Annotated in this window: 5 protein-coding genes; 1 reads left to right on the top strand and 4 read right to left on the bottom strand. The window is 75.3% G+C overall.

Annotated features, from left to right (window positions below):
* On the top strand, positions 1-1,382 hold a 1,382-nt coding region (locus KS423_RS38195), incomplete at its 5' end, for a DUF2252 domain-containing protein (RefSeq protein ID WP_374120107.1).
* 27 nt (positions 1,383-1,409) lie between these two features.
* Here the strand turns inward: KS423_RS38195 and KS423_RS38200 are convergent.
* The 4 genes from KS423_RS38200 to KS423_RS38215 form a co-directional block, all read right to left on the bottom strand.
* Positions 1,410-2,102 carry an alpha/beta fold hydrolase gene (locus KS423_RS38200; RefSeq protein ID WP_224284333.1) on the bottom strand — a complete coding sequence of 231 codons (693 nt, stop codon included), beginning with the start codon at positions 2,100-2,102 and terminating at the stop codon, positions 1,410-1,412.
* Between the two features lie 28 nt (positions 2,103-2,130).
* Positions 2,131-3,639, bottom strand: a complete 1,509-nt coding sequence (locus tag KS423_RS38205) for an MFS transporter (protein ID WP_224284334.1) — start codon at positions 3,637-3,639, stop codon at positions 2,131-2,133.
* The gene (locus KS423_RS38210) at positions 3,636-4,199 is read right to left on the bottom strand and encodes a helix-turn-helix domain-containing protein (protein WP_224284335.1); all 564 of its coding nucleotides are present in this window, start codon (positions 4,197-4,199) and stop codon (positions 3,636-3,638) included. Before KS423_RS38210 ends, KS423_RS38205 begins: the two co-directional genes overlap by 4 nt.
* Positions 4,200-4,389: 190 nt before the next feature.
* Complete coding sequence (locus KS423_RS38215; protein WP_224284336.1) at positions 4,390-4,785, bottom strand: hypothetical protein; 396 nt, start codon at positions 4,783-4,785, stop codon at positions 4,390-4,392.
* Positions 4,786-5,007: the final 222 nt, after the last annotated feature.

Below are 5,007 nucleotides of genomic sequence, written 5' to 3' on the forward strand. Positions count from 1 at the left end.
GGACCCGGCGCGGGTTCGCGGTGGCCGGGTTCGCCTCGGCGCAGGACGGGCAGGCGCGGGCGCGCGGCAAGGAACTGCGGACGCAGGTGCCCCGGGAGCGGCACGCGGAGTTCTCCCCCGCGCCCGGCCGGCCGACGGCCGTGACCGCGCTGGAGGCCTCCAACTCGGGCCGAATAGCCCGGCTGGTACCGATCCGGGTCGGCCGGATGGCCGCCAGTCCGTTCGCGTTCCTGCGCGGGTCGGCCGGGCTGATGGCCGCCGACCTCGCGGGCACGCCGGTGACCGGGGTGGGCGCGCAGCTGTGCGGGGACGCGCACGCCGCGAACTTCGGCCTGTACGGGGATGCCCGCGGCCAACTCGTCCTGGACATCAACGACTTCGACGAGACCGTCCCCGGCCCCTGGGAGTGGGACCTCAAGCGGCTCGCCGCCAGCCTGGTGCTGGCCGCCCGGGAGGCCGGGGCGAGCGAGAGCACCGCGCGCGAGGCCGCCCAGCACGCGGCCGGTTCGTACCGCCGGACCGTGCGCACGCTCGCCAAGCTGCCCGGGCTGGACGCCTGGAACGCCATCGCGGACGAGCAGTTGGTCTCCTTCGCCGAGGCGCACGACCTCGCCGAGGTGCTGCGCAAGGTCGGCGCGAAGGCACTCGGCAACACCAGCGCGCGGTTCGCCGCCCGCAACACCGCCCGGACCGCGGACGGCGGTTGGCGCTTCACGGCCGCCGCCCCGGTGCTCACCGAGGTCACCGACGCGACCGCCCGCGCCGTCGCCCACGCGCTCGGCCCGTACGTCGAGACGGTGCCGGCCGAGGTACGCACCCTGCTGTCCCGCTACCGGGTGCAGGACGTGGCGTTCCGGGTGGTCGGCACCGGCAGTGTGGGCACCCGCTCGTACGTGGTGCTGCTCACCGACCACCGGGACCAGCCGTTGGTGCTGCAGGTGAAGGAGGCCCGTCCCTCCGCCCTGCTGCCGTACCTGCCGAACGGGCCACAGCCGGCGGCGGACGGGCACGAGGGCCGCCGGGTGGTGCTCGGCCAGAAGCACATGCAGGTGGTCAGCGACACCCTGCTGGGCTGGACGACGGTCGACGGACTCCCCTACCAGGTCCGGCAGTTCCGCAACCGCAAGGGCAGCGTCGACCCGGCCGCGCTGCTGCCGGCCCAGCTGGACGACTACGCCCGGATCACCGGCACCCTGCTGGCCCGGGCGCACTCGCACACCGCCGACCCGGGCCTGCTGGCCGGGTACTGCGGCAAGAGCGAGGCGCTGGACGAGGCGGTCGCCGCCTTCGCGGTGGCCTACGCGGACCGCACCGAGGCCGACCACACCGACCTGCTGACGGCGGTGCGCAGCGGGCGGCTGCCCGCCGAGCACGGCGTCTGACCCTTCCGGCAGAAGCGGCCCGGCAGCTCACCGGGCCAGGAACGGCGCCACCGCGGCGACGAACTCGGCGGGCCGGGCACCGTGCACCAGGTGCCCGGCCTCGACGGTGACCAGGCGGCAGTCCGGGATCAGCCGGGCGAGTTCGGCGATCCGCTCCTGCGGGACGGGGCTGACCGGGCCGCCGGCCACCGCCAGGGTGCGAGCGGTGATCCGGTCCAACCCCGCCCGCCAGGCCGGGTCGGGATCGTCGAACTGGGCCTTGACCGCCCGGACCATCGCCCAGTCGAAGTGCACGTCCTGCGCCGGGTCCTCGGGCACCACGCTCGCCGGGCGCGGGTACAGCGCGGGGATCTCCTCCAGGACCAGCCGGTCGACCCGCTCCGGCGCGGCCTGGGCGAGCAGGTGGGCGACGGCGCCGCCCATCGAGTGGCCGACCAGGTCGACGCGGGCGAGCCCGAGGGCGTCGAGGAAGGACAGCACGTCGTCCCGCATCGCCTCCAGCGAGTAGGCGGCGGTGCGGGCGCTGTCGCCGTGGCCGCGCAGGTCGAGCGCGAACACCCGGTGGGCGGGGGCGAGGTCGGGCAGGACGGTGTCCCAGTCGGCGGCGCGCTCGCCGAGGGCGTGCAGCAGGACCAGGGGCGGTCCGTCGGGCCGTCCGCTCTCGCGGTAGGCGAGCGTCACCCCGGGCAGGTCCACGGTCCGGTTCCGTACGTCGGTCATGCCTGCCACGGTACGCACCGACCACCGCCTAGCGGACCGGCGTTCGCCCTCGGCTCAGCGCGACCGGTCCGCCCTCGCGCTGCTCCCGGGCCGTGGCTCGGCCGGCGAACACCGAGGCCAGGACGGCGAGTCCGGCCACCGCGGCGCACACCACGCTCGCGGTCAGGAAGGCGGAGCGGTGCCCGCCGCCCCCGGCGGTCTCCCGCAGGTAGACCCCGGACAGTGCCGAGACCGCGACGGCCGCCGCGATCCGCTGGGCCATCTGCAGGATCGCCCCGCTCACCCCGGCCGCCTCGGCGGGCGCGTGGCGCAGCACGTACGCCTGGTTGGTGGAGCCCATCAGGCCGACCGAGGCGCCGCCGAGCAGTTGCAGCAGCGCCAGCAGCCAGGGCAGGACGGTGACGGGCGCCCGGAGCGCGAGCAGCCCGCTGAGCAGTATGGCGAGCGCGGAGCCGATCATTCCGACGGTGACGGTGCGCCGGCCGTAGCGCTGGACGACCCGCCAGGCGAGCGCGGAGGCGACGCCCATGGCCACGGCGGAGGGCAGGGCGACCAGCGCGGCGCCCATCGGGGAGAGGCCGAGGCCGTCCTGGAGGAACATGGTGAGGACCAGCGAGGCGGCGAGCGAGGAGCCGAACTGGGCCATCGCGGTGGCCGTCCCGAGCGCGTACGGCGCGGAGCGGGTCAGGGCCGGGTGGATCAGCGGGTGGCCGCCGGTGCGGGCGTAGCGGCGCTGCCACCCGGCGAGCGCGCCGAGCAGCAGCAGGGCGGCGGCCGCGAAGGCGAGCCAGCCGGTCCAGCCGGGCGGCCGGACGAAGGGCAGCATCAGGGCCAGGGTGAGCGCCCCGACCAGCAGCAGGCCGAGGATGTCGAGGTCGGCGTTCCGAGAACCGGGGCGGGGCTTCGGCAGGTGACGGACCGCCAGGGCGACGGTGGCGAGGCCGAAGGGAACGTTGAGCAGGAAGGTCAGCCGCCAGCCGTGCTCGGGGCCGGCCAGGGCCAGCACCGCGCCGCCGATCGGCGGTCCGAGCGCGAAGGCGAGGCCGCCGGTGACGGCGTACATGCCGAGGGCGCGGGCCCGCAGCTGGCCGTCGAAGACGTCCTGGAGGGTGCCGATCATCTGGGAGTTGACCAGGCCGGCGCCCGCGCCCTGGAGCAGCCGGGCGGCGACCAGCACCCCGGGCTCGGTGGCGGTCGCCGAGACCAGGCTGACCAGGGTGAACAGGGCCAGGCCGGTGACGAAGAACCACTTGCGGCCCTTGACGTCGCCCAGCCGCCCGCCGGGGATCAGCGCGAGGCCGAAGGCGAGCGAGTAGCCGGCGACGATCCACTGGAGGTCGGCGGGCCCGGCGTTCAGGGTCTCGCGCAGGGCGGGGATGGAGGTGTTGAGGACGGACTGGTCGAGCAGCGTGGTGAAGCCGCCCGCGACGCAGACCAGCAGGACCCGGCGCCCGGCGGCGTCGAAGCGCTCCTTGGATTCCTCGGGCTCCTTGCTCTCCTCGGGCTCCTCGGCTATCGGGCCGGTCACGGCGCTCACGGTTCGACCACCACCAGCGCGTACCGGGCCTCGCCCGGGCCGAGGCTGCGGAAGCGGCTGGTGCCGCCGACGTAGCGCAGGCAGTCGCCGGGGCCGAGCGGCTGCGGCGCGCCGTCCACGGTCAGTTCCAGTCGCCCCTCGAACAGCCAGAGGTGATGCTCCCGGCCGGGCGTGCAGGCTCGGTCGTAGGCGATGTCCGCGCCGGCCGGCAACCGGCCCTCGATGATCTCCGCCCGCAGCGAGCCGTGCGGCGGCGAGACCGAACGGCGGACGAACCCGGTCGTCTCGTCCCGCCACACCTGCTGTTCTCCGGCCCGCAGCAGCGGGGCCGGGCCGGACTCCACCTCGGCGAGCAGCCGCGACATGGTCCGCCCGTGGACGGCGCACAGCCGCCCGAGCAGCGCGGCCGTCGGGCTGACCTCCGCCCGCTCCACCCGGGACAGCGTCGACCGGCTGACGTCCGCCAGCCGCGCCAACTCCTCCAGGGTCCACCCGCGTTCCAGCCTCAGCTCGGCGAGCCGTTGCGCCAGCCGCTCGTCGGCGGCCGTGTCGATTCCCATATTCGCGATGCTATCCCGGATATGGGATCCACTCATCGAGCTGGGCACACGACTCCGCCTGGCCGGCGCGGCAGGGCGGCGAGCGGCGGGCGAAACCGGCCGGCCGCAGCCGCGGAAGGTGTAGAGGCGCACCTCCACGACCCCCGGCAGCCGCGTGGAAGGTGGGCGGCGGTTCGCCGTCCGGGTCTCGCTACCCGCGGACGAACAGTGCCACGAACGCCACCACTGCCGCCGCACCCGCCAGGGGTACGGCCAGCGCGAACCATACGCCGGGCCGGTTGCCGCGGGCCGCGAAGGAGGCGACGAACAGCAGCAGGGCCGCCGGGATGAACACGAACATCCCCACGATGACACCGATCAGCGCCCAGACCAGCAGGCCCGTCCCGACGGAAAGGCACGCCCGGGCGAAGGTCTTCGGACTCTCCCGAAGGGCGAGCGGGGAGGCGGCCACCAGCGTGGTGATCACGAAGAGCGCGCCGAAGTACGTCGCGACGGCGACCCCCAGGCCCGCCCCGATCGCCGCCACCACCACCGCGGCCACGGCCCACCCCCATTGGCAGGCCGGCACCCGCCGATACTCGGTCACCCGCGACACCCCCCTTTGAACGCGTTCAATTGAACGCGTTCAAGATACGCCATCCACGCGACGGCGCAAGAGTCGAGGAGCGAACGGGCTCGTGGGGAGGAAGCCGAGTACAGACGCCTGCCGACCGTCGGGGGCGGGCCGCCCCACGGACCGGCCCGCGAGCCGGAACGGCCCTGCCCGGCGCACCCGGCGGCCCCGCCTGGCACACCCGGCGGGCCGGGG

It is taken from the genome of Streptomyces sp. LS1784 (assembly GCF_020103755.1).
GTDB lineage: Bacteria > Actinomycetota > Actinomycetes > Streptomycetales > Streptomycetaceae > Kitasatospora.